Source organism: Paenibacillus thermoaerophilus (assembly GCF_005938195.1).
GTDB lineage: Bacteria > Bacillota > Bacilli > Paenibacillales > Reconciliibacillaceae > Paenibacillus_W > Paenibacillus_W thermoaerophilus.
This window is the reverse complement of the sequence record NZ_VCQZ01000056.1, coordinates 1-1,442: the sequence shown is the minus strand read 5'-3', so window position 1 is coordinate 1,442 and position 1,442 is coordinate 1. Positions and strand designations below refer to the sequence as shown.

Annotated in this window: 1 protein-coding gene; it reads right to left on the bottom strand. The window is 54.9% G+C overall.

Annotated elements, in window-relative coordinates:
* Positions 1 to 54: 54 nt before the first annotated feature.
* Entirely contained in the window at positions 55 to 1,368 is a 1,314-nt protein-coding gene (locus tag FE781_RS17300; RefSeq protein WP_138790841.1) for an ISNCY family transposase, read from the bottom strand.
* Positions 1,369 to 1,442: the final 74 nt, after the last annotated feature.

The following is a 1,442-nucleotide window of genomic DNA, read 5'->3' as shown; positions in this document are numbered from 1 at the left end:
TGTCAAGCGTCTGTGAAAATGTCACCTTAACTCGTCTGTAAAAATGTCACTTTGTTAATTTGCGTAGCCGCCCGTTCCAGTGACTTGGACGGTTGTTGTTTTTGTGTTATCCTGTTGTTGTCTTCTGTTCCATGCCAACCTCCAAGGGTGGTTGGCGGCGGGTTTGCGCGGCTGCGCAGGCTCCGCCTTTTTTGTTTGGGTCACTGGTTTGCGTACCGGCTTTTCCGTTTCTTTCAGCGGAATCGCTTGACCGTTGTGCCAAACGAGCACTTCTCCAGCGAGCGTTTCACGCACCTCCACCGTCGTTCTGGCTTCGAAACGGAAATCACAGGGCTTGGCGAAGGTATACACCTTCCCGTTATAAGAGAGCGTGTTTCCGTGTCCTAACTTTCGGTACTCGCGAATCGTGAACACATGATTCAAATGGACAGATGGATCCAGCTTCATGTACGCCGACTCCGCCTCTTTGGGCGGAATGGCGAATTGGCGATTGTGCTTTTCCAGCAGCTTGGGCAGCACCGCATTGGCCTCCTCCATCGTCTGGACGCCGAGCAGCCGCAGTTCGATGACCAAGCGATCTTGGAATGTCTTCCAGAGCCGCTCAACGCGTCCCTTAGCCTGTGGCGTGACGGCCTGGATATGCTCGATATGAAGCTCGGCCATCGCCTTGCCGAAGTGGGAGAGCGGCTTCGTTTCGCCGGCCAGTTCCTGCTCCACGGTCAGCTTCTCCTTGGGCGAGCGAAAGATGGTGTGCCGATCGCTATAAAGGCCAAGCGGTACGCCGTACTTGCGGATGCCTTGCTGCATGACGAGCGAGTAGCCTTCCCGGCATTCCGTCGGTCTAAATACGGCGCCAACCACGGTGCCTGTCGCATCGTCGATGGCGGCGTGAAGCGTGAAGGCGGGGGCGCGATCCTCCAGCCAGGCATATGGCGTCGCGTCCATCTGCCACAGCATCCCCGCCTGTGGTTTGCGTTCACGTGGTCGATGGGTCTTACCCCGTCTGCGCTGTTTGGCTTGTTTGATGCCTTTTTCCAGCAGCATGCGTCGGATGCTGGATGGGCTCAGTTTCAGCGATTCGTGCTCTTCCAGCAGTTCCGCAAAGTGGCAGTTGTTGCTGCCGTGGTATTTCGTCTTGTACAACTCGACGACCTGATGTTTGATTTCCTCCGACAAGGCGTGTTTCGGCTTTCTACCGCGATTACGGTGGGCAAGTGCCTGTGCTCCTCCTTCTGCCACATATTTCTTCTTCAGCCGAATCATTTGCCGCACGCTCAGTCCGAGTGTCGCAGCCCCCTCAGCATTCGTCATCCGCCCATCCAGAATCTTCTCCACTACAAGTACCTTCTTCAGTTCTGCTCTGGTCAATGTCATAAACTCCTGTCCCATAGTGACATTATCTCAGAACAGTTACACCGTGACATTATCACGGAACAACAACA